We start from the raw sequence: 23,759 nt of genomic DNA, 5'->3' as shown, positions 1-23,759 counted from the left end.
CAGCATGAAAAAGGAGAAGATATGGAAACAGATATAATTAAAATCAGCCATCTGAATAAAAGCTTTGGCGAAGTAAAAGCAGTAAATGATTTGAGTTTTCGTGTGAAAAAAGGAGAATTGTTTGCGTTTCTTGGAGTAAACGGTGCAGGGAAAAGCACAACCATTTCCATTCTCTGTGGACTGCTGAAAAAAGACAGTGGAACTGTTCTGGTAAATGGAATAGAAACTGACAAAGCCAGTGCACAGACAAAGCGGATGCTTGGTGTTGTATTTCAGGATAGTGTGCTTGATAAACCGCTTACAGTGAAAGAAAACCTGATGAGCAGAGCTGCGTTGTACGGCATTACAGGAAATGCTTTTGATAAAAGATTACAGGAACTGGTCGAGATTTTGGATTTTGACGAGTTTTTAAACAGACCTGTAGGTAAGCTGTCGGGAGGTCAGAGAAGAAGGATTGATATTGCCCGTGCATTATTGCACAGACCGGAAATTTTGATTCTTGATGAACCTACTACAGGTCTTGATCCGCAGACAAGGCAGTTAATCTGGAATGTTATCGAGAAGCTTCAGAAAAATGAAAATATGACAGTATTTCTAACTACCCATTATATGGAGGAGGCTGCTAATGCCGGGTATGTTGTGATTCTCGACAAAGGAAGTATTGCAGCGGAAGGTACACCGTTTGAACTTAAAAATGATTATGTACAGGATATAGTGTCTGTTTATGGTGTTTCTGAAGATGAAATAAAGTCATTGAACAGAGAATATAAAAAAATACGTGACGGATATCAGTTAAAAGTAAGAAATACGAAGGAAGCAACGAGACTTATTGTAGAGCATCAGGACTTATTCACGGATTATGAAGTAGTAAAAGGCGGTATGGATGACGTATTTCTTGCAGTCACAGGAAAGAAGCTTGGAGGTGAACGCTGATGAGAACAGTATTTGCACTAATGAACAGGAACAGGAAACTGTTTTTTAAAGATAAAGGGATGTTGTTTACATCAATGATCACACCCGTCATTCTGATTGTTCTGTATGCTACGTTTCTTGCAAAGGTTTTCAGAGATTCTTTTACAGCAGCAATTCCGGATATGATTACGATTTCGGATAAGCTTATTAATGGAACCGTGGCAGCACAACTGACAGCATCACTTATGGCAGTGAGCTGTATCACTGTAACATTTTGTGTGAATCTGACTATGGTGCAGGACAAGGCAAATGGAACAAGGAAGGATTTTAATGTTTCGCCTGTCAGCAAGAGAAAAATATATTTGGGGTATTTTCTGTCAACAGTAGCTAATTCATTGATGGTCAATGCACTTGCGTTTGTATTATGCCTGGGATATTTATTTAAAATGGGATGGTATATGAATGCAGCAGACGTATTATGGGTTTTATTTGATATGATATTGCTCGTCCTGTTTGGAAGTACGCTTTCAAGTATCATTAGCTTTCCATTGACAACACAGGGACAGCTTTCGGCTGTAGGTACCATTGTCAGCGCAGGATATGGTTTTATATGTGGGGCTTATATGCCGATTTCAAATTTTGGTTCAGGTCTTCAGAAAGCAATGTCTTATCTTCCGAGTACATATGCCACTTCATTGATTAAGAATCATATGCTTCACGGAGTTTTCAGGGAGATGGAGAGAAAACATTATCCGGATGAAATGGTTGAAGCGATAAGAGACACGCTTGATTGCAATCCGGTATTTCATGGAAATGTGGTGAGCATAAATCAGATGATTGGCATTATGATGGGAAGCATAGCTGTATTTGGAATTATTTACTATGTGGTTACATTGTTGCCAGAGGGTGAAGGCGGACGATAGGCTGCTCGACTTGAATTTTAAGAATGCTAGGCGATGCAGAAAAATTTATAGTAAAGGAAGCCAGACGCTAAGATGCAGTGCAGATTGTGATATTACAGTTTTGCACTGCGTCATTTATATTATGGGAGGTCAGAAGAATGAAAGCAATCATATATACATCAAATACCGGAAGCACAGGATTCCTTTATTTACGTTACAGGGGAACTTTGATGTGAAGAAGCTTCATGGAGCGTATCGTTTCATGATGAATGTCATGGTTAAAATCGCCGGAAATGGACTGGCAAATAAAACCGACCGTACGCCCGAAGAGGATGATATAAAAATGAATATTCACAAAAATAAGATGCTATGGTATAATACAAAGTGCTGTATTAGAGCTTCTTATGAGAGAAGCTGAAATATGGAAAAGATTTAAAAGGCAAAGAACTTGACAAGGGAATATCCCAGGAAAGTACGAGATTATACTCAGCCAGATTTGTAGATCGGTTTGGAAAGAGAAGTATAGAATACCGTTACAGTGAAAAGGAGTGGCGTAGCGGAGAACCAAAGAGTAAATCAGGTTATCGAACGATACCCTTAACAGGAGAAGAGGTTACTATACTAAAAGAACAAAAAGAATAAGAGAATTTATAGGAGGAATATAGAAAGATGAAACTAGGAATCGTTGGTTTACCAAACGTAGGAAAAAGTACATTATTTAATTCATTAACAAAAGCAGGAGCAGAGTCAGCAAACTATCCATTCTGTACAATCGATCCGAATGTCGGTGTTGTTACTGTTCCGGATGAACGTCTGAATGTATTGGGAGAGATGTATAACACAAAGAAAATCGTTCCGGCGGTAATTGAATTCGTTGATATTGCAGGTCTTGTAAAAGGAGCCTCAAAAGGAGAAGGACTTGGAAACCAGTTCCTTGCTAATATCCGTGAAGTAGATGCTATCGTGCATGTAGTAAGATGTTTTGAGGACAGTAATATTGTGCATGTAGATGGAAGTATCAATCCTCTGCGTGATATTGAGACAATCAATTTAGAGTTGATTTTTTCTGATCTTGAGATTTTGGAGAGAAGAATTGCTAAGACAACAAAGGTTGCAAGAAACGATAAAGAAGCAGCGAAAGAATTAGAGCTGTTAAACAGAATAAAAGCACATCTGGAAGACAATCGTCTGGCTAAGAGCTTTGAGGCAGAGTCTGATGAAGAGCAGGAATTAATCGACAGTTATAATCTTCTGACAGCTAAACCAGTTATTTTTGCGGCAAATGTATGCGAGGATGACCTGGCAGATGATGGTGCTCAGAATGCAGGAGTGCAGGCAGTACGAGAGTATGCAGCACAGGAAGGCTTTGAAGTATTTGTTGTATGTGCTCAGATTGAGCAGGAAATCGCAGAATTGGATGATGAAGAGAAGAAGATGTTCTTAGAGGATCTTGGCTTATCGGAATCCGGACTGGAAAAACTGATCAAAGCAAGTTACAGCCTGCTTGGACTGATCAGCTATTTGACAGCCGGAGAGCCTGAGGTTCGTGCATGGACAATCAAGAAAGGAACAAAAGCTCCACAGGCAGCAGGTAAGATTCATTCTGATTTTGAAAGAGGATTTATTCGTGCAGAAATCGTAAGTTATGATGATCTGATCGCATGTGGAACACATGCTGCAGCAAGAGAAAAAGGTCTTGTACGTCTGGAAGGTAAAGATTATGTCGTACAGGATGGAGATATCATCGTATTCCGTTTTAATGTATAACTTGTAGAAAAATATTCGACTTGAATAATGGAATCAGCTGGATAGAGGAGAAAAAGAATGCATTATGATATCAGTTTCCCAAATTTGGGAATAACATTTGATCATGTTGGAAAAGTGATTTCGCTGCATGGATTTGATATCGCATATTATGGGATTATCATAGGAACAGCAATTATGCTTGGCTTCTGGATTGCGACAAGAGAAGCAAAGCGGACAGGACAGAATCCGGAGGATTATCTCGATATGGGGATTTTTGGCGTGATTGTAGGAATTGTCGGAGCTAGAATTTATTATGTTATATTTTCATGGGATATGTATAAGGACAATATATTAGATGTCTTTAATCTGAGAGAAGGCGGTCTTGCGATTTATGGCGGTGTAATCGGTGCAGTTATTGCAGTCTTAATTTGTGCAAAAGTGAAAAAAATTAGTGCTCCACTGATTTTTGATACGATTGCAATGTCATTGGTAAATGGTCAGATGCTTGGACGATGGGGAAATTTCTTTAATCGTGAAGCGTTTGGTGAATATACCGATTCACTGTTTGCTATGAGACTTCCGGTAGATGCGGTAAGAGACAGTGACATTACAGAGAAAATGTGGGCACATGTACAGACAATTCGTGGTGCTCAGTACATTCAAGTGCATCCGACATTTTTATACGAATCATTCTGGTGTGCTTGTGTATTACTTGTTTTGTTCCTGTATAGAAAGCACAAAAAATACAATGGAGAATTATTCTTGATGTATTTGTTTGGATATGGCCTTGGAAGAGTCTGGATTGAAGGACTTCGTACAGATCAATTGATATTGCACAGAATTGGAGTTCCGGTATCACAGCTTTTGGCGGCGCTTATTGTCGCAACCGCAGGAATAATTTTGATGATTCAGAAAATCAGATATACGAAAAAGAAGTAGAAGAAACATGCAGTGTGCGAAGAGTGTGCTGCGTGTTTTTTCTATTAAAAGGTCATATAAGGAAAAAGAAAGCGACTTTTCACACAAGACTTGTTATTTTATTAACGAATATGTCATAAAGATGTGATAAAATAATACATTTTTTGTTCAATGTATCGGAAAAGAAACAAAAACCAGAAGGGATTCTATAGACTTTTGAAGAATTTAGAGATATAATAAATTTACATGTGAAAGAATAACTTTTTGCAATGTACTATTTAAGGAGGAACAAGAAATGGCAAGAAAAATGAAGACCATGGATGGTAACCAGGCAGCAGCTCACGTTTCATATGCTTATACAGAAGTTGCAGCTATTTACCCTATTACACCATCATCTGTTATGCCAGAGCACGTTGACGAATGGGCTACAGAAGGTAGAGAGAATATTTTCGGACAGACTGTACAGGTAACAGAGATGCAGTCAGAGGCAGGAGCAGCAGGAGCAGTACATGGTTCCTTATCAGCCGGAGCATTGACAACAACATTTACAGCATCACAGGGATTACTTCTTATGATTCCTAACTTATATAAAGTTGCAGGAGAGCAGTTACCAGGTGTATTCAACGTATCTGCTCGTGCGTTGGCAAGCCACGCATTGAACATTTTCGGAGATCATTCAGATGTTTATGCTTGTCGTCAGACAGGTGCTGCTATGCTTTGTGAGTCAAGTGTTCAGGAAGTTATGGATTTAACACCAGTAGCACACTGTGCAGCATTGGAAGGAAAACTTCCATTCATCAACTTCTTTGATGGATTCAGAACATCTCATGAGATTCAGAAAATCGAGACATGGGATTACGAAGATCTGAAAGATATGGTTAACATGGATGCAGTTGACGAATTCCGTGCACATGCACTGAATCCAAATCACCCATGTCAGAGAGGTTCAGCTCAGAACCCAGATATCTTCTTCCAGGCAAGAGAAGCATGTAACCCATATTATGATGCTCTTCCAGGCGTTGTTCAGAAATATATGGACAAAGTTAACGAGAAGATCGGAACAGATTACAAACTGTTCAATTACTATGGAGCAGAAGATGCTGAGCACATTATCGTTGCTATGGGATCTGTTTGTGACACAATCGAAGAGACAATTGATTACTTAACAAAAGCCGGAGAAAAAGTGGGTGTTGTTAAAGTTCGTCTTTACAGACCATTCAGCGCAGAAGCTTTGATCGCAGCTATTCCGGACAGCGTTAAGAAGATTTCTGTTCTTGACAGAACAAAAGAGCCAGGATCACTTGGCGAGCCACTGTATTTAGATGTAGTTGCAGCACTTAAAGGATCTAAATTCGATGCAGTACCTGTATTCTCAGGACGTTATGGATTAGGTTCTAAAGATACAACACCTGCACAGATCGTAGCAGTATATAACAATGATGAAAAACCAAGATTTACACTTGGTATCGTTGATGATGTTACAAATCTGTCATTAGAGACAGGCAAACCACTTGTTACAACACCAGAAGGAACAATCAACTGTAAGTTCTGGGGTCTTGGAGCAGATGGTACTGTAGGTGCTAACAAGAACTCTATCAAGATTATCGGTGACAATACAGACATGTATGCACAGGCTTACTTTGATTATGATTCTAAGAAGTCTGGTGGTGTAACAATGTCTCACCTGCGTTTTGGTAAATCACCAATCAAATCAACTTATTTGATTCACCAGGCAAACTTTGTTGCATGTCATAACCCATCATATGTAAATAAATACAACATGGTTCAGGAATTAGTTGACGGTGGTACATTCCTTTTGAACTGCCCATGGGATATGGAAGGTCTTGAGGAGCATTTACCAGGACAGGTGAAAGCTTTTATTGCTAACCATGACATTAAACTTTACACAATCGATGGTATCAAGATTGGTAAAGAAATCGGACTTGGCGGACGTATCAATACAGTTCTCCAGTCAGCATTCTTCAAACTGGCAGCTATTATTCCAGAGGAAGAAGCAATTGACCTTATGAAGAAAGCAGCAAAAGCTACTTACGGAAGAAAAGGTGACAAGATTGTACAGATGAACTACGATGCTATTGATGCCGGTGCAAAACAGGTAGTAGCCATCGAAGTTCCAGAAAGCTGGAAAGATGCAGCTGATGAAGGTCTTTTCGCTCCACATGTAGATGAAGCAGGAAGAAAAGATGCCGTATCATTTGCTAAGAATATCCAGGCTAAAGTAAATGCTCAGGAAGGTAATACACTTCCAGTATCTGCATTTGCAGATTATGTAGATGGTTCTACACCATCAGGAACATCTGCATATGAGAAACGTGGTATCGCAGTAGATATTCCAGTATGGAATCCAGATACATGTATTCAGTGTAACCGTTGTGCATATGTATGTCCACACGCAGTTATCCGTCCGGTAGCTCTTACAGAAGAAGAAGCTGCAAAAGCTCCAGAAGGAATCAAGACACTGGATATGATCGGTATGCCAGGAATGAAATTCACAATGACTGTTTCAGCTTATGACTGTACAGGATGTGGATCTTGTGCTAACGTTTGTCCAGGTAAGAAGGGTGAAAAAGCTCTTACAATGGCAAACATGGAAGAGAACGCTGGAGAACAGCAGTACTTCGATTTCGGTACAGAGATTCCTGTAAAACCAGAAGTTGTTGCTAAGTTCAAACCAGAAACAGTTAAAGGAAGTCAGTTCAAACAGCCATTGCTTGAGTTCTCAGGAGCTTGTGCTGGATGTGGTGAGACACCTTACGCTAAATTAATTACACAGTTATTCGGAGATAGAATGTACATTGCAAATGCAACAGGATGTTCTTCAATCTGGGGTAACTCTTCACCATCAACACCTTACACAGTAACTCCAGAAGGAAAAGGACCAGCTTGGTCTAACTCACTCTTCGAAGATAATGCTGAGTTTGGTTATGGTATGCTTCTTGCACAGAATACAATCAGAGACAGATTGAAAGGTAAAGTAGAGAAGATTGCTGAAGTTGCTGAAAAAGAAGATGTAAAAGCAGCAGCAAAAGAATATCTTGATACATTTACAAATGGAGCAGCTAATGGTGCAGCAACAGATAAACTTGTAGCAGCATTGGAAGCATGCTCATGTGACCTTGAAGAAAGAGCTGAAGTACTGAAGATGAAAGACTACCTGTCTAAGAAATCTCAGTGGATCTTCGGTGGAGACGGATGGGCTTACGATATCGGATTTGGTGGTGTTGACCATGTTCTTGCAAGCAAGAAAGATATCAATATCATGGTATTCGATACAGAGGTATATTCTAATACAGGTGGACAGTCTTCTAAAGCTACTAAGACTGGTGCTACAGCTCAGTTCGCAGCAGGCGGAAAAGAGACTAAGAAGAAAGACCTTGCAAGCATGGCTATGAGCTATGGTTATGTATATGTTGCACAGATTGCTATGGGTGCTGATTTCAATCAGACTGTAAAAGCAATTGCAGAGGCAGAGGCTTATCCAGGACCATCACTTATCATCGCATACGCTCCATGTATCAACCATGGTATTAAGAAGGGTATGAGCAAAGCTATGACAGAGGAACAGCTTGCAGTAGAATGCGGATACTGGAACAACTTCAGATTCAATCCAGCTGCTGAAGGCAATAAGTTTACCCTTGATAGTAAAGAGCCTAAGATGGAAGGATATCAGGACTTCCTGAACGGAGAAGTTCGTTACAACGCTCTGAAGAGAGCTAATCCAGAAAAAGCTGACAAACTGTTCGCAATCAATGAGCAGGAAGCAGCAGAGAGATATGATTACCTGAAGAAGTTAATCACACTCTATGGAGAAGAAGAGAAATAAGAATAAATTACTCGATGAGAATCGGTGATTAAAGAGAGACCGGCATGGAAACATGCTGGTCTTTTTTTATGCAATACGTTATAATATAAAATAGATTGAAAAGAACGGATTAGATAGAACAGGAGAAAAAATATGGGAAAATATATTATGGCGTTAGATGCCGGAACTACTAGCAACAGATGCATTTTATTTAATGAAAAAGGCGAGATGTGTAGTGTAGCACAAAAAGAATTTACACAGTATTTTCCAAAACCGGGATGGGTTGAACATGATGCAGGAGAAATCTGGTCAACACAGCTGCAGGTGGCACGTGATGCAATGAATAAAATTGGTGTATCGGCAGAAGAAATTGCGGCAATTGGTATTACAAACCAGCGTGAGACAACCATTGTGTGGGATAAAAACACCGGAAAACCAATCTATCATGCAATCGTGTGGCAATGCAGACGTACATCCAGATATTGTGATGAATTGAAAGAAAAAGGACTTACAGAGACATTTCGTAAGAAAACAGGATTGGTCATTGATGCATATTTTTCCGGAACAAAGGTAAAATGGATATTAGATAATGTGGAGGGCGCAAGAGAGCGTGCAGAGCGTGGAGAACTTTTGTTTGGAACAGTAGAAACCTGGCTGATATGGAAGCTGACAAGGGGCGCTGTTCACGTAACAGATTATTCCAATGCATCTCGGACAATGATGTTCAATATTAATACTTTAGAATGGGATGAAGAAATTCTGGCGGAACTTGGGATTCCGAAAAGCATGCTTCCACAGGCAAAACCATCCAGTGAGATTTATGGCGAGACAGACCCATCATTTTTCGGCGGACGTATCCCAATTGCAGGAGCGGCAGGAGATCAGCAGGCGGCATTATTTGGTCAGACTTGTTTTGAAAAAGGAGAAGCAAAAAATACATACGGAACAGGATGTTTTTTGTTGATGAATACAGGGGAGACACCGGTGTTTTCTGAAAATGGCCTGGTTACAACAATTGCCTGGGGAATTGATGGTAAGGTGAATTATGCCCTGGAAGGTTCAATATTTGTAGCAGGAGCAGCGATACAGTGGCTTCGAGATGAGTTGCGATTGATCGATTCGGCATCTGACACAGAGTATATGGCTCAGAAGGTTCCAGATGCAAATGGCTGTTATGTTGTTCCTGCATTTACCGGGTTGGGAGCCCCATATTGGGATCAATATGCAAGGGGCGCGATTGTCGGATTGACTCGTGGAGTAAATAAATACCACATTGTAAGAGCAACTTTGGAATCTTTAGCATATCAAGTAAATGATGTGTTACAGGCGATGAAGTCAGATGCAGATTTACAGCTGGCAACATTAAAGGTAGATGGAGGCGCAAGTGCAAATAATTTCTTGATGCAGACACAGGCAAATGTCAGTGATGCTCCGGTTAACAGACCAAAATGTGTAGAGACAACAGCGATGGGAGCAGCTTATCTGGCGGGACTTGCAGTGGGATATTGGAAAGATAAAGAAGAAGTAGTAAAGAATTGGGCAATTGACCGCACATTTACGCCAAATATCGAAAGTGAAAAACGAGACAAAATGCTCCGTGGATGGAAGCGGGCGGTAGAGCGTTCTTATGGATGGGCAGAAGAGGAATAAAAAATGTTTGGATATGTGACAATTTGTGAACCTGAATTGAAGATGAAGGACTGGAGAAAATATCGTTCATATTATTGTGGGTTGTGTCGGACTTTAAAGGAGAGACATGGGAATGTAGGTCAGCTGACATTGACATATGATATGACATTTGCAGTGATACTTTTGACGTCCTTGTATGAGGTGAAAGGCCTGACTTCTTCACATAGATGTAAGACTCATCCGGTGAAAAAGCAGTGGATGATCCAGAATGAGATTACAGAATATTGTGCAGATATGAATGTGCTGCTTGCATATTATCACATGATAGATAACTGGCAAGATGAAAAGAAAGTAAGTGGATTACTTGCCTCGAAAACGCTTCATGGAAAAGCTAAGAAGATAGAGAAAAAATATAAAAGACAAAGCCAAGTGATTCGCAGAGAACTAAAAAAGTTGGCAGAGTACGAAAAGGAAAATTGTCAGAACATAGATTTACCGGCAGGGTGTTTTGGAAGGTTGATGGAAGAATTACTTGTGTATAAGGAAGATATGTGGGAACCGACGCTTAGAAAGGTTGGGTTCTTCCTTGGAAAATTCATTTATATTATGGATGCATATGATGATTTGCAAAAGGATATGAAAGAGAAATGCTATAATCCGTTGAAGACATTGCGTTTTGAAGAAAATTTTGAAGAAAAATGTTACCAGATGCTTCAAATGATGATTGCGGAATGCAGTACAGCATTTGAGCAGTTACCGTGTCTGGTTGATGTGGAGATATTGCGAAATATTTTATACGCAGGTGTCTGGACGAAATATCGAAAAAAACAGATGGAAAAAGAAGAGAAAAAAGCGGATAGAAAGTAGACTTTTTTTAAAAAGTAGTATATGATTGTAACGTTACATTGATAGAAACATAATAGAATGGAGTATTAAATGACAAGTAAGAATCCATATGAAGTACTTGGGATTTCACCAAATGCTTCAGATGATGAAGTGAAAAGAGCATATCGTGATATGACGAGAAAATATCACCCGGATGCGAATGTGAATAATCCGCTGGCAGATTTGGCAGAAGAAAAATTTAAAGAAGTGCAGGAAGCTTATGATGAGATTATGAGACAGCGTGCACAGGGAGGATATCAGTCTAATGGCGGCTATCAAGGCGGAGGATACAGCTATAATAGTGGATATGGAACAGAACAGAATCCACAGATACAGGCTGTCTATAATTATTTGAATGCAAGACGATATCCGGAAGCGTTGAATGTTTTGAATGGAATGAACAACCGAGATGCCCAGTGGTACTATTTAAGTGCCGTTGCTAATGCAAATATGGGGAATAACCTGATTGCACGTGATCAAGTGAATCAGGCCGTAAATATGGAACCGAACAATCAACAGTATCGTCGATTGTTAAACCAGCTAGAGTGGAGTGGACAGCGTTATCAGAACAATCCATATGGAGCAGGTTATGGAAGAAATACGGATTCTTGTGGAACAGGAAATGCGTGCTGTGATCTTTGGATTGCAGATACGCTTTGTGAATGTATGGGAGGCGATCTTTGTCCATGCATGTAAAAGCTAAGAAAATTGCGATTGGCGGTTTGATGCTGGCATTTTCAATTGTCAGTATGTTACTAGGCAATATATTGGAATCGAATACTGTATTTTTTCTTGCACTGGCGTCATTTTTTGTGGGAATTATAATCCGAGAATTTGGTATGAAGACAGGATGTGCATTTTATTTGGCGGGAGTACTGCTTGGAGTGATTGTTGTGCCAAATAAATTATATGTAGTTACTTATGCCGCTATGGGAATTTATATATTATTGTCAGAAAGTGTCTGGAGACAGATTAGGAAGATGCTTGGAAATAATACAATGTTTAGCATAGAGCAATGCAAAGTAGCATTATGGGTGATTAAATATGCAATATTTAATTTGATGTATATTCCGGCAGTGCTTGGATGCAGCAAATTATTATTTGGAAAACAATTGTCTTTAGGCATGACGATTGGAGTGTTGATTGCCGGTCAGATTGGCTTATTTATCTATGATAAAGCATATGATTATGCAGTAGGAATAATTTGGAATAAGATAAGAGGAAAGCTTTTCAATTAAGGCTTTCCTTTTTTAGAAGAGGAAAAAATGAAAATATATACAGCACCTTTGGAAGGAATTACCGGACATGTGTTTCGAACAGCACTTTATCATCATTTTGGCGGAGCTGATAAATACTTCATCCCATTTATCAGACCAAATCAAAATGGTAATTTTAGCACAAGAGAAAAACAAGATATTATGCCGGAGAATAACTTGAATATGTATCCTGTTCCGCAGATTTTGACAAATAAAGCGGAAGATTTTTTACAGACAGCAGAAAAGCTAGAAGCATATGGGTATAAAGAAATTAATTTGAATTTGGGATGTCCGTCAAAAACAGTGATTTCAAAAATGAGAGGATCCGGATTCTTAGCGTATCCGGATGAATTGGAACAATTTTTAGATGAGATTTTTAGGAAGTGTAAATTAGAAATTTCTATCAAAACCCGAATTGGAAAAGAAAGCCCGGATGAATTTGTTAGATTGTTAGACATTTATAATAAATATCAGATGAAAGAACTGATTATACATCCGCGTGTACAAAAGGATTTTTATAAAAATCATCCGAATAAGGATGTATTTGCAGAAGCATTGAAAAAGAGTAAAAATCCAATTTGTTATAATGGAGATATATTTACAAAAAATGATTACGAAGAATTTAGAAAAGAATTTCCGACTGTAGACTGTATTATGTTGGGAAGAGGTCTGTTGAAAAATCCTGGGCTTATCAGGGAAATTAAAGAAAATAAACCGGTAGACAAAATATCCTTAAGAGCATTTCATGATGAATTGTATGCAGGATACAAGGAAGTACTCTCAGGGGACAAGACAATTTTATTTAAAATGAAAGAATTATGGAGCTTCCTTGGACCTATTTTTACCAATTATGAAAAATATGTCAAAAAGATTAAAAAATGTGAAAAACTATATAAGTATGATGAAGCGGTAGAAAAATTGTTTCAAGAGCAAGAACTGGTAAATTGAATAGTTATTTAAGATGAAAAAAACAAGATGACACTTCCCTAGTAAAACAGATGATAAAATGTTATAATGGGCGTTAGCAAGTGATAATTCGAAAGGAGAAAAGCAGATGAATATCAAAGACTTGAATGCATATGAATTGATTCAAGAAGCAGATTTGTCAGATATTAAATCGAAAGGATATCTGCTAAAACATAAAAAAAGCGGGGCAAGAGTTCTGCTTATGGAAAATGATGATGAAAATAAAGTTTTTACGATTGGATTTCGTACACCACCTTCAGATAGTACAGGTGTGCCGCATATTATGGAACATTCGGTTTTGTGTGGGTCGAAAAACTTCCCAGTCAAAGACCCGTTTGTAGAGTTGGTAAAAGGCTCATTGAACACATTTTTAAATGCGATGACATACCCGGATAAGACAGTATATCCGGTCGCAAGCTGTAATGACAAAGATTTTCAGAATCTGATGCATGTGTATATGGATGCCGTGTTTTATCCAAATATTTATCAGCATGATGAGATTTTCCGTCAGGAAGGTTGGAGTTATAAATTGGAAGATGCTGCTGAAAAACTGGAGTACAATGGCGTTGTATACAATGAGATGAAGGGTGCATTTTCGTCACCGGAAGGAGTGCTGGATCGTGTGATACTAAATTCATTGTTCCCAGACACTTCTTATGCAAATGAGTCCGGAGGAGATCCGGAGGTGATTCCGGAACTTACGTACGAGCAATTTTTAGATTTCCATAGAAAATATTATCATCCTTCAAACAGCTATATTTATCTATATGGCGATATGGATATGACGGAAAAATTGGAATGGTTGGATAAAGAATATCTCTCAACATTTGATAAAGATAAGGTTGATTCGGAAATTCAATATCAGAAGCCATTTGATAAGGTTATCGAAGTAGAACAAGAGTATTCAATTTCCAGCGAAGAGTCGGAAGAAGACAACACATATCTTTCATACAATAAAGTAATTGGAACAAGTCTGGATGAAAAATTGTATCTTGCGTTCCAGATATTGGATTATGCGTTGTTATCCGCTCCGGGAGCTCCACTGAAAAAAGCTCTTATGGATGCAGAGATTGGAAAGGATATCATGGGTTCATATGACAATGGTATTTATCAGCCAATCTTCTCTGTTATTGCAAAGAATGCAAATGTAGAGCAAAAAGAGAAGTTTATACAGGTTATCGAAGATACATTACGTGATATTGTCAACAAGGGTATGGATAAGAAAGCATTGGCAGCGGGAATTAATTATCATGAATTCCGTTTCCGTGAAGCAGATTTTGGTAATTATCCAAAAGGATTGATGTATGGTCTTCAGTTATTTGATAGTTGGTTGTATGACGAGACAAAACCATTTATCCACATGCAGGCGATTCCAACATTTGAATTTTTAAAGAGTCAGCTGGATACGGATTATTTTGAAAATCTCATTCAAAAGTGGTTACTTGACAATACACATGGATCAATTGTGGTAATCAAGCCAGAGCAGGGAAGAACTGCAAGAATGGATAAAGAACTCGACGAGAAACTTCAGGCATATAAAGATTCCTTAAGTGATGAAGACATCCAGAATCTTGTAGAACGTACAAAACAGCTGGTTGAATATCAGGAATCGGAAGATTTAAAAGAAGATATGGAGAAGATACCGGTTCTTGGACGCGATGATATTTCAAAAGAGATTGCACCAATCTATAACGAAGAAATAAAAGTTGGAGATGTACAGATGGTACATCACAATGTTGAGACAAATGGAATCGGATATGTAACTTTGATGTTTGACCTTTCAGAGGTGGAAGAGAAACAACTTCCGTATCTCGGCTTGTTACAGGCAGTACTTGGTATTATTGATACGACACATTATGAGTATGGAGAGTTGTTTAATGAAATCAATGTGCATACTGGTGGAATCGGAACATCATTGGAGCTTTATCCAGATGTAAGACATGTAAAAGAAAAAGCATTCCGTGCAACATTTGAAATAAAAGGTAAAGCACTATATCCAAAGATGGATGTTTTGTTTAAAATGATGAGAGAGATTCTGATGGAATCTAAGCTTGATGATGAAAAGCGTCTGAAAGAAATTCTTTCAATGACAAAATCTCGCTTGCAGATGGGATTTTTATCATCGGGACATACAACAGCTGCATTACGTGCTCTTTCTTACGCATCACCGTTATCGAAGTTCAAAGATGATACGGATGGAATCGGTTATTACGAAGTAGTAAAAGATATTGAAGAACATTTCACAGAGAAGAAAGATGAGCTAATTGCTAATTTGCAAAAGCTGGCAAGACAGATTTTCCGCACAGATAATATGATGGTAAGTTATACTTCTCCTACAGAAGGTCTGGACGTTGTTAAAAAAGAAATTGAAAATCTTGTAAGTGGAGAAGCTGCGCTTAACGCTGGAACAACAAGAGAAGGGGCGAAATGTGTTCTGCATTGTAAGAAACGAAATGAAGGGTTCAAGACATCTTCGAAAGTTCAGTATGTAGCAAGAGTAGGTAACTTTATTGATGGTGGAGCAGAATATGACGGAGCTTTACAGATTTTGAAGGTGATTTTGAGTTATGATTATCTCTGGCAGAATGTGCGTGTAAAAGGTGGTGCATATGGTTGCATGAGCAATTTTAACCGTCTTGGAGAAGGATATTTGATTTCTTATCGAGATCCAAATCTGGAACGTACAATGGAAGTATATGAAGGCGTTGTGGATTACCTGAAGAATTTTACGGTAGATGAACGCGATATGAATAAATATATTATCGGAACAATGAGTAATATTGATCGCCCGATGAATCCGGCAGCGAAGGGTGATCGTTCGATGAATTTATATATGAACCATGTTTCAGCAGAAATGATCCGTAAAGAAAGAGCAGATATTTTAAATGCACAACAGGAGGATATCCGTAAACTTGCAAAAGTGCTGGAGGCAATGCTTGCTGCAAAACAGATTTGTGTTATCGGAAGCGAAGAAAAGATAGAAGCACAAAAAGAAATGTTTGATGAAGTGAGAACATTATTTTAATAATTTTAAAACGGAGGATAATCTATGAAAGAAAACTTTAAGTCTGGGTTTGCAACCTTGATCGGTCGTCCAAATGTTGGTAAATCAACATTGATGAACCAGTTGATCGGACAGAAGATTGCGATTACATCCAATAAACCTCAGACAACGAGAAATCGTATTCAGACAGTTTTAACAACAGAAGAAGGACAGATTGTGTTTGTAGACACGCCGGGAATTCATAAAGCAAAAAATAAGCTTGGTGAATACATGGTCAATATTGCAGAGCGTTCGTTAAATGAAGTGGATGTCGTTCTTTGGCTTGTTGAGCCATCTACATTTATCGGCGCAGGTGAAAAGCATATTATCGAGCAGCTGAAAAAGGTAAAAACTCCAGTTGTATTAGTTATTAATAAAATCGATATGGTAAAAAAAGAAGAAATTCTGACATTTATAGATGCATATAGAACAGAATATGATTTTGCGGCTATCGTTCCGGTTTCGGCGAGAAACGGAGAGAATACAGATGAACTGGTAAAAGTGATTTTACAGTATCTTCCTTATGGACCGCAGTTTTATGATGAAGAGACGGTGACAGATCAGCCAGAGCGTCAGATTGTGGCAGAATTGATCCGTGAAAAAGCGTTACATTGTTTACAGGATGAGATTCCGCACGGAATCGCAGTTGCGATTGATCGCATGAAGATGGAAAAACATGTAATGCATATCGATGCGACAATTATATGCGAAAGAGACTCTCATAAAGGAATTATTATCGGTAAGCAAGGCAGTATGCTGAAGAAAATTGGAAGTACAGCACGTTATGAGATTGAGCGTATGCTGGATTGCAAAGTAAATTTAAAATTATGGGTGAAAGTACAGAAGAACTGGCGCGACAGTGACTTTTTGATGAAAAACTTCGGGTATCGTCAAGACGAGTATTAAATATCAGAGGCGGCGTTTTATCTTTTGTAATTGTACCAGATATAGTTTAGAAGGGATAGAACGTGAATCAGATTACAATGACCGGGATGGTGCTGCAAACGGCACCCGTTGGAGAATATGACAGAAGAGTAGTCATTTTGACAAAGGAACAGGGAAAAATATCTGCATTTGCCAGAGGAGCAAGAAAACCAAATAGTCCACTTGTTGGAGCGGTTAATCCGTTTACATTTGGTCAGTTTACTCTATATGCAGGACGCAGTTCATATACGATTCAGTCTGTACATGTAGAAAACTATTTTTCGGAATTAAGAGATGATATTATTGCAGCCTATTATGGTTTCTATTTTATGGAATACGCAATGTATTTTACAAAAGAAGCAAACGATGAGCGGGAGATGCTAAAGCTGCTTTATCAGACATTGAAGGCTTTGACCAATCCAAACATACCGAATCGACTCATTCGATATGTATTTGAATTGAAAGCATTATGTATTAACGGACAGGCCCCACAGGTATTTCAATGTACTTGTTGTGGAAGTACGGGACGTTCTATGGTGTTTAGTCCAAGAAAAGGTGGATTGGTCTGTACAGAATGTGACGGAGATGTCATTGATGGAATGCGGTTAAATAATTCTACATTGTATACACTTCAATATGTGGAGAATAGTAAGATTGAACATTTATATACATTTATTGTGAAAGAAAATGTTTTAGATGAGCTGGGAAGATTGATGGAAAGATACAATGATCTGTATGTAGATAAGAGGTTTAAATCACTGGAAATTTTGGAAACATTATTGTAATTTGATGAAGCTGTCGGAAATTACATCTGGAATGTTTACAAAAACAAACAGAACAGCTATAATAGGAAACAATTGAGAATTCAATCCGATGGAATTATGATCGGTGAAATCAAAGATTAAAAGAATGTGAGGAACAAATACTATGGCAGAAAAGACAATGGACAAGATTGTAGCTCTTGCAAAATCAAGAGGCTTTGTGTATCCAGGTTCTGAGATTTATGGAGGACTTGCGAATACATGGGATTATGGTAATCTTGGAGTTGAACTGAAGAATAATGTAAAGCGTGCCTGGTGGAAGAAATTCATCCAGGAATCACCATACAACGTAGGGGTAGACTGTGCGATTCTGATGAATCCACAGACATGGATCGCATCTGGACACTTGGGAGGATTCTCTGATCCACTTATGGATTGTAAACAGTGTCATGAGCGTTTCCGTGCAGATAAATTAATTGAAGATTATTGTGCAGAGCATGGAATTGAGATTGAAGGTGCTGTAGATGCATGGTCACAGGAAGAGATGACAGCATTTATTGAAGAACATAATGTTCCATGTCCAACATGTGGAAAACATGATTTTACAGATATCCGTCAGTTCAACCTGATGTTCAAGACATTCCAGGGAGTAACAGAAGATGCGAAGAACACAGTATATCTTCGTCCTGAGACAGCACAGGGTATTTTTGTAAACTTTAAAAATGTACAGCGTACATCAAGAAAGAAAATCCCATTTGGAATCGGACAGATTGGTAAATCATTCAGAAATGAGATCACACCGGGTAACTTTACATTCCGTACAAGAGAATTTGAACAGATGGAGCTGGAGTTCTTCTGTGAACCTGGAACAGACTTGGAATGGTTTGCATATTGGAAAAAATTCTGTCTTGACTGGCTGAGCTCTTTGGGCTTAAAAGAAGACGAAGTAAGATATCGTGATCATGATCAGGAAGAACTGTCATTCTACAGTAAAGCAACAACAGACGTAGAATTTTTATTCCCGTTTGGATGGGGCGAGCTTTGGGGAATCGCAGACAGAACAGATTATGACTTGTCACAGCACATGGAAGTATCGAAACAGGATCTGACATATTTTGATGATGAAAAGAAAGAAAAATATATCCCATATGTTATCGAGCCATCACTTGGAGCAGACCGTATGGTACTTGCATTCCTTTGCAGTGCATATGATGAAGAGGAGATTGGTACAGAAGAGAAACCGGATACACGTACTGTACTTCATTTCCATCCAGCACTGGCACCGGTTAAAATCGGAGTACTTCCACTTTCTAAGAAACTGAATGAAGGTGCAGAAAAAGTATATAATGAATTATGCAAGACATATAACTGCGAATTCGATGATCGTGGAAATATCGGAAAACGCTATCGTCGTCAGGACGAGATCGGAACTCCATTCTGCGTAACATATGATTTCGATTCGGAAGAAGATGGAGCAGTAACAGTTCGTGATCGTGATACGATGGAACAGGAAAGAGTTAAGATCGAAGATCTGAAAGCATATTTTGAGAAAAAATTTGAGTGGTAAAAATAATACATGAATATATCAGCCTGGTAAGATTTTTGAAAGAAAATCTGCTGGGTTGATTTTGGTAATCAGGAGGTAATTTCAATGGAACGTAGAAATGCATGGACAACATATAATGCAGAAGAATTAAAAAAGCTCAATGCGATTAATGAGGATTATAAGAAATGTCTGGACGCAGGAAAAACAGAGCGTGAATGTATTGCACTTACAATTGAAAGAGCAGAGGCAGCAGGCTACAAGAATATCAAAGATGTTATTAAAAGCGGCGAAAAGGTGCAGGCAGGAGATAAGATTTATGCTGTTTGCATGAATAAGATGATCGCTATGTTCAATATGGGAACAAAGCCTTTGGAAGAAGGAATAAATATACTTGGAGCACACATTGACTCACCGCGTATTGATGTAAAACAGAATCCATTATATGAAAATGAAGAATTTGCATATTTAGATACGCACTATTATGGTGGAATTAAAAAATATCAGTGGGTAACTATACCGTTGGCTATTCATGGCGTGATCGTAAAGAAAGATGGTACAGTTGTAAATGTAAACATTGGTGAAAAGGATGAAGATCCGGTATTTGTTATCACAGATTTATTGATCCACCTCGCTTCAAAACAGATGGATAAAAAAGCAGCAGGAGTAGTAGAAGGCGAGAACTTAGATCTGCTTATCGGAAGCCGTCCAATTGAACAGGATGAAAGTCTTGAAAAGAAAGAAAAAGAAGCTGTAAAGGCAAACGTTATGAATCTCTTAAAAGAGTATTATGACGTGGAAGAGGAAGATTTTATTTCAGCAGAATTAGAAATTGTACCGGCAGGAAAAGCACGTGACTGTGGTTTTGACCGCAGTATTGTTCTGGCATATGGTCAGGATGACCGTGTATGTGCATTTACATCTTTATTTGCAATGTTAGATGTAGAGAAAACAGAGCGTACAGCTTGCTGTATTTTAGTAGATAAAGAAGAAATCGGAAGTGTTGGTGCAACAGGTATGCATTCTCGTTTCTTTGAAAATATTGTTGCAGAGCTGGTTGCTCTTACAGAGGGAGAGTCCGATCTGAAAGTAAGAAGAGCTCTTATGAACTCAACAATGCTCTCATCAGACGTAAGTGCAGCTTATGATCCGATGTATGCAGAAGTATTTGAAAAACGTAGCTCAGCATTTTTCGGAAAAGGGCTTGTATTTAATAAATTTACAGGAAGCCGTGGAAAGAGCGGATCAAATGATGCAAATGCAGAATATCTTGCAAAGATTAGACAGGCAATGGATTCACAGGATGTATCATATCAGTTTGCAGAGCTTGGTAAAGTAGACGCAGGCGGTGGCGGAACAATCGCTTATATTATGGCAAATTATGGCATGGAAGTAATCGACAGTGGTGTAGCTGCTCTTAGTATGCATGCTCCATGGGAAGCAACAAGCAAAGCGGATGTGTATGAAGCATATAAAGGATACAAAGCATTTATTGAAGAAATGAAATAAAAATAGACAAGACAAGCATAACGAATCAGAGAAACCGGATTTTCGACAAAACGCCAAAAAAATATTTAGATACACTAAAAAATATTTAGATAAAAACACTGGGATTGTACAAAATAACCAAAAAAGATTGTTAAAGATTGTACAAAAATAAATACAAAAAACTTGACGCTCTCCGTCGAAAAGTTTAAAATAAAGTATGCGACTTAGTTCAATAGTATGAATACATATGATTGAAAAAAACTTTAGTAGGAGGTCTTTTAGACATGGCAAAATGGGTTTATATGTTTACTGAGGGTAACGCAACAATGAGAAACCTGCTTGGAGGAAAAGGTGCAAACCTTGCAGAGATGACAAATCTTGGTCTTCCAGTACCACAGGGATTTACAATTACAACAGAGGCTTGTACTCAGTATTACGAGGACGGAAGAAAGATCAACGACGAAATCATGGCACAGATCATGGAAGCAATCGTAAAGATGGAAGAAGTAACAGGCAAGAAATTTGGAGACAATGAGAATCCACTGCTTGTATCTGTTCGTTCAGGAGCAAGAGCATCTATGCCAGGTATGATGGATACAATCCTTAACCTTGGATTGAATGAAGAAGTAGTAGAAGTAGTTGCTAAGAAAACAGGCAACGAAAGATGGGCTCGTGACTGCTACAGAAGATTTATCCAGATGTACTCTGATGTAGTTATGGAAGTAGGTAAAAAATACTTCGAAGAATTGATCGACAAGATGAAAGCTGAAAGAGGGGTTACACAGGACGTAGACCTTACAGCAGATGACTTAAAAGAGCTTGCTAATCAGTTTAAAGCTGAATATAAAGAAAAAATCGGAGCTGACTTCCCAGATGATCCTAAGGAACAGCTGATGGGAGCTATCAAAGCTGTATTCCGTTCATGGGATAACCCACGTGCAAACGTATATCGTCGTGATAACGATATTCCATATTCTTGGGGAACAGCTGTTAACGTACAGGAGATGGCATTTGGTAACTGGTCAGATGAATCTGGTACAGGTGTTGCATTTACTCGTGACCCTGCAACAGGAGAGAAGAAGCTGATGGGAGAATTCCTGATGAATGCTCAGGGAGAAGACGTTGTTGCCGGTGTTCGTACACCACAGCCAATCGCAGAATTACAGGCAGTTATGCCAGAAGTATACGATCAGTTCGTAGGTGTTTGCAACAAATTGGAAACACACTATAGAGATATGCAGGATATGGAGTTTACTATCCAGGATAGAAAACTGTTCATGTTGCAGACACGTAATGGTAAGAGAACAGCTCAGGCTGCATTAAAGATTGCTTGTGACCTTGTAGATGAAGGCATGAGAACAGAAGAAGAAGCAGTTGCAATGATCGATCCACGTAACCTGGATACATTGCTTCATCCACAGTTTGATACAGCTGCATTAAAAGCTGCTACACCAATCGGTAAAGGTCTTGGAGCTTCTCCAGGAGCTGCTTGTGGTAAAGTTGTATTTACAGCAGATGACGCTGTTGAATGGGCTGCAAAAGGAGAAAAAGTAGTTCTGGTTCGTCTTGAGACATCTCCAGAAGATATTACAGGTATGAAATCTGCTCAGGGTATCCTGACAGTTCGTGGTGGTATGACATCTCACGCTGCTGTAGTTGCACGTGGTATGGGTACATGCTGTGTATCTGGTTGCGGAGACATCGCAATGGATGAAGAAAACAAGAAATTTACATTAGCAGGAAAAGAATTCCACGAAGGAGATGCAATCTCAATCGACGGAACAACAGGTAATATCTACGAGGGAATCATCCCAACAGTAGATGCTACAATCGCTGGTGAATTTGGACGTATCATGGATTGGGCTGACAAGTTCAGAACAATGAAAGTTCGTACTAACGCAGACACACCTGCAGATGCTAAGAAAGCTCGCGAGCTTGGAGCAGAAGGTATCGGACTTTGCCGTACAGAGCATATGTTCTTCGAAGGCAACAGAATTGATGCATTCCGTGAAATGATTTGTTCAGAGACAATTGAAGAAAGAGAAGCTGCACTTGCTAAGATTCTTCCAGAGCAGCAGGGAGACTTCGAGAAACTGTATGAAGCCCTTGAAGGTAACCCGGTTACAATTCGTTTCCTTGATCCACCGCTTCATGAGTTCGTTCCTACAGAGGAAGAGGATATCAAGAAACTTGCAGATGCTCAGGGCAAAACTGTAGAAGAAATCAAAACAATTATCGATAGCTTACATGAATTCAACCCAATGATGGGACATCGTGGATGCCGTCTTGCTGTTACTTATCCAGAAATTGCTAAGATGCAGACAAGCGCTGTTATCCGTGCAGCAATCAATGTACAGAAAGCTCATCCAGACTGGAATGTAAAACCAGAAATCATGATTCCATTGGTTGGAGATATCAAAGAGCTCAAATATGTTAAGAAATTTGTTGTTGAGACAGCAGATGCTGAAATCGCAGCAGCAGGAAGCAACCTTGAATATGAAGTTGGAACAATGATCGAGATTCCAAGAGCTGCTCTTACAGCTGATGATATCGCAAAAGAAGCTGACTTCTTCTGCTTCGGTACAAACGACTTAACACAGATGACATACGGATTCTCACGTGATGATGCTGGTAAGTTCTTAGACGCTTACTATGATGCTAAGATCTTTGAGAACGATCCATTTGCTAAATTGGATCAGACTGGTGTAGGTAAATTAATGGAAACAGCTATCAAATTAGGTAGACCTGTTAATCCAAAACTTCACATCGGTATCTGTGGAGAGCATGGTGGAGATCCATCTTCTGTAGAATTCTGCAACAAGATTGGTCTGGATTATGTATCTTGCTCACCATTCCGTGTACCAATTGCAAGATTAGCTGCTGCACAGGCTGCTATCGCTCAAAAAGCAGACAAATAGGATATATAACACAGAGTGTTAATTAGTCTATATAGAAAACCCCTT

General features: G+C 38.9%; 17 protein-coding genes. All 17 read left to right on the top strand.

All coding sequences use genetic code 11. The features are described 5' to 3' along the window. The first annotated feature begins 21 nt into the window (after positions 1-21). The 17 genes from LQE94_RS09445 (at position 22) to ppdK (ending at position 23,714) form a co-directional block, all read left to right on the top strand. Entirely contained in the window at positions 22-933 is a 912-nt protein-coding gene (locus LQE94_RS09445; protein ID WP_240577541.1) for an ABC transporter ATP-binding protein, read from the top strand. After that, positions 933-1,835: an ABC transporter permease gene (locus LQE94_RS09440; RefSeq protein WP_240577540.1), complete on the top strand. Its 903-nt coding sequence runs from the start codon at positions 933-935 to the stop codon at positions 1,833-1,835. Before LQE94_RS09445 ends, LQE94_RS09440 begins: the two co-directional genes overlap by 1 nt. A 211-nt stretch (positions 1,836-2,046) precedes the next feature. Then, positions 2,047-2,232 (top strand): hypothetical protein, encoded by a 186-nt coding sequence (locus tag LQE94_RS09435; RefSeq protein WP_240577539.1) that lies wholly within the window; start codon positions 2,047-2,049, stop codon positions 2,230-2,232. A gap of 251 nt (positions 2,233-2,483) precedes the next feature. Beyond that, a complete protein-coding gene (gene ychF / locus LQE94_RS09430; RefSeq protein WP_022074557.1) occupies positions 2,484-3,581 on the top strand; it encodes a redox-regulated ATPase YchF in 1,098 nt (365 codons plus the stop codon). 57 nt (positions 3,582-3,638) lie between these two features. Next, positions 3,639-4,499, top strand: a complete 861-nt coding sequence (lgt, locus tag LQE94_RS09425; protein WP_240577538.1) for a prolipoprotein diacylglyceryl transferase — start codon at positions 3,639-3,641, stop codon at positions 4,497-4,499. A 274-nt stretch (positions 4,500-4,773) separates the two neighbouring features. Beyond that, entirely contained in the window at positions 4,774-8,322 is a 3,549-nt protein-coding gene (gene nifJ / locus LQE94_RS09420; protein WP_118723968.1) for a pyruvate:ferredoxin (flavodoxin) oxidoreductase, read from the top strand. A gap of 132 nt (positions 8,323-8,454) precedes the next feature. Next, on the top strand, positions 8,455-9,951 hold the full coding sequence (gene glpK, locus LQE94_RS09415) for a glycerol kinase GlpK (protein ID WP_022074560.1): 1,497 nt from the start codon (positions 8,455-8,457) through the stop codon (positions 9,949-9,951). 3 nt (positions 9,952-9,954) lie between these two features. Next, the gene (locus LQE94_RS09410) at positions 9,955-10,797 is read left to right on the top strand and encodes a DUF5685 family protein (RefSeq protein ID WP_118723967.1); all 843 of its coding nucleotides are present in this window, start codon (positions 9,955-9,957) and stop codon (positions 10,795-10,797) included. Positions 10,798-10,866: 69 nt separating this feature from the next. Further along, positions 10,867-11,511: a DnaJ domain-containing protein gene (locus tag LQE94_RS09405; protein WP_022074562.1), complete on the top strand. Its 645-nt coding sequence runs from the start codon at positions 10,867-10,869 to the stop codon at positions 11,509-11,511. Further along, positions 11,502-12,053: a hypothetical protein gene (locus LQE94_RS09400; protein ID WP_118723966.1), complete on the top strand. Its 552-nt coding sequence runs from the start codon at positions 11,502-11,504 to the stop codon at positions 12,051-12,053. Before LQE94_RS09405 ends, LQE94_RS09400 begins: the two co-directional genes overlap by 10 nt. 27 nt (positions 12,054-12,080) lie before the next feature. Continuing rightward, a complete protein-coding gene (locus tag LQE94_RS09395) occupies positions 12,081-13,019 on the top strand; it encodes a tRNA dihydrouridine synthase (protein ID WP_240577537.1) in 939 nt (312 codons plus the stop codon). Positions 13,020-13,125: 106 nt separating this feature from the next. Further along, a complete protein-coding gene (locus tag LQE94_RS09390; protein ID WP_240577536.1) occupies positions 13,126-16,062 on the top strand; it encodes an insulinase family protein in 2,937 nt (978 codons plus the stop codon). Between the two features lie 24 nt (positions 16,063-16,086). Beyond that, positions 16,087-16,986, top strand: coding sequence for a GTPase Era (gene era / locus LQE94_RS09385; RefSeq protein ID WP_118723960.1), 900 nt, complete (start codon positions 16,087-16,089; stop codon positions 16,984-16,986). Between the two features lie 62 nt (positions 16,987-17,048). Continuing rightward, the gene (gene recO / locus LQE94_RS09380) at positions 17,049-17,789 is read left to right on the top strand and encodes a DNA repair protein RecO (protein ID WP_240577535.1); all 741 of its coding nucleotides are present in this window, start codon (positions 17,049-17,051) and stop codon (positions 17,787-17,789) included. Positions 17,790-17,931: 142 nt separating this feature from the next. Further along, positions 17,932-19,332 (top strand): glycine--tRNA ligase, encoded by a 1,401-nt coding sequence (locus LQE94_RS09375; protein WP_022074568.1) that lies wholly within the window; start codon positions 17,932-17,934, stop codon positions 19,330-19,332. An 84-nt stretch (positions 19,333-19,416) separates the two neighbouring features. Beyond that, complete coding sequence (locus LQE94_RS09370; protein WP_240577534.1) at positions 19,417-20,817, top strand: aminopeptidase; 1,401 nt, start codon at positions 19,417-19,419, stop codon at positions 20,815-20,817. Positions 20,818-21,080: 263 nt separating this feature from the next. Further along, a complete protein-coding gene (gene ppdK, locus LQE94_RS09365) occupies positions 21,081-23,714 on the top strand; it encodes a pyruvate, phosphate dikinase (protein WP_240577533.1) in 2,634 nt (877 codons plus the stop codon). The last annotated feature ends 45 nt before the right edge of the window (positions 23,715-23,759 follow it).

Origin of the sequence: Mediterraneibacter sp. NSJ-151, from assembly GCF_022487435.1 — a bacterium.
Taxonomy (GTDB): domain Bacteria; phylum Bacillota; class Clostridia; order Lachnospirales; family Lachnospiraceae; genus Schaedlerella; species Schaedlerella hominis.
The sequence above is the reverse complement of the archived record's forward strand: the minus strand, read 5'-3'. Positions and strand labels throughout refer to the sequence as shown.

Bases quoted from the DNA above. Each gene is read 5' to 3' on its own strand.
- LQE94_RS09445 (WP_240577541.1), top strand. From the start codon at position 22: ATGGAAACAGATATAATTAAAATCAGCCATCTGAATAAAAGCTTTGGC.
- LQE94_RS09440 (WP_240577540.1), top strand. From the start codon at position 933: ATGAGAACAGTATTTGCACTAATGAACAGGAACAGGAAACTGTTTTTT.
- ychF (WP_022074557.1), top strand. From the start codon at position 2,484: ATGAAACTAGGAATCGTTGGTTTACCAAACGTAGGAAAAAGTACATTA.
- lgt (WP_240577538.1), top strand. From the start codon at position 3,639: ATGCATTATGATATCAGTTTCCCAAATTTGGGAATAACATTTGATCAT.
- nifJ (WP_118723968.1), top strand. From the start codon at position 4,774: ATGGCAAGAAAAATGAAGACCATGGATGGTAACCAGGCAGCAGCTCAC.
- glpK (WP_022074560.1), top strand. From the start codon at position 8,455: ATGGGAAAATATATTATGGCGTTAGATGCCGGAACTACTAGCAACAGA.
- LQE94_RS09410 (WP_118723967.1), top strand. From the start codon at position 9,955: ATGTTTGGATATGTGACAATTTGTGAACCTGAATTGAAGATGAAGGAC.
- LQE94_RS09405 (WP_022074562.1), top strand. From the start codon at position 10,867: ATGACAAGTAAGAATCCATATGAAGTACTTGGGATTTCACCAAATGCT.
- LQE94_RS09400 (WP_118723966.1), top strand. From the start codon at position 11,502: ATGCATGTAAAAGCTAAGAAAATTGCGATTGGCGGTTTGATGCTGGCA.
- LQE94_RS09395 (WP_240577537.1), top strand. From the start codon at position 12,081: ATGAAAATATATACAGCACCTTTGGAAGGAATTACCGGACATGTGTTT.
- LQE94_RS09390 (WP_240577536.1), top strand. From the start codon at position 13,126: ATGAATATCAAAGACTTGAATGCATATGAATTGATTCAAGAAGCAGAT.
- era (WP_118723960.1), top strand. From the start codon at position 16,087: ATGAAAGAAAACTTTAAGTCTGGGTTTGCAACCTTGATCGGTCGTCCA.
- LQE94_RS09375 (WP_022074568.1), top strand. From the start codon at position 17,932: ATGGCAGAAAAGACAATGGACAAGATTGTAGCTCTTGCAAAATCAAGA.
- LQE94_RS09370 (WP_240577534.1), top strand. From the start codon at position 19,417: ATGGAACGTAGAAATGCATGGACAACATATAATGCAGAAGAATTAAAA.
- ppdK (WP_240577533.1), top strand. From the start codon at position 21,081: ATGGCAAAATGGGTTTATATGTTTACTGAGGGTAACGCAACAATGAGA.